The sequence below is a fragment of the Priestia sp. SIMBA_032 genome (genome assembly GCF_046535215.1).
Taxonomy (GTDB): domain Bacteria; phylum Bacillota; class Bacilli; order Bacillales; family Bacillaceae_H; genus Priestia; species Priestia aryabhattai.
The window spans coordinates 1-261 of sequence record NZ_JAWRXD010000952.1 but is presented as its reverse complement, the minus strand read 5'-3'; the positions used below and the strand labels follow the sequence as shown (position 1 = coordinate 261).

Genomic DNA, 261 nt, shown 5'->3' with positions numbered 1-261 from the left:
CTGTTCGGTCACCGCAGCGATGATTCAGCCGGATGGCACCGTCGTCGCCCAGGCCACCGCGGACGCCACCGCCGCCTGACCGTCGAGCGTGCCGAACCGACCGTCGACCGTGCCGAACCGACCGTCGACCGTGCCTTAGTTACCGTCGAGCGTGCCAAACCGACCGTCGACCGTGCCTTAGTTGCCATCGAGCGTGCCAAAGATGCAGGAGGCGCTCGACGTCTGTGCAACTTCGGCACGCTCGACGGTTGGATGGGCATG

The 261-nt window shown here is 66.3% G+C and carries 1 protein-coding gene; it reads left to right on the top strand.

The genetic code is table 11. The features are described 5' to 3' along the window. On the top strand, positions 1–261 hold a 261-nt coding region (locus SB717_RS37160; protein WP_410908112.1), incomplete at both ends, for a hypothetical protein.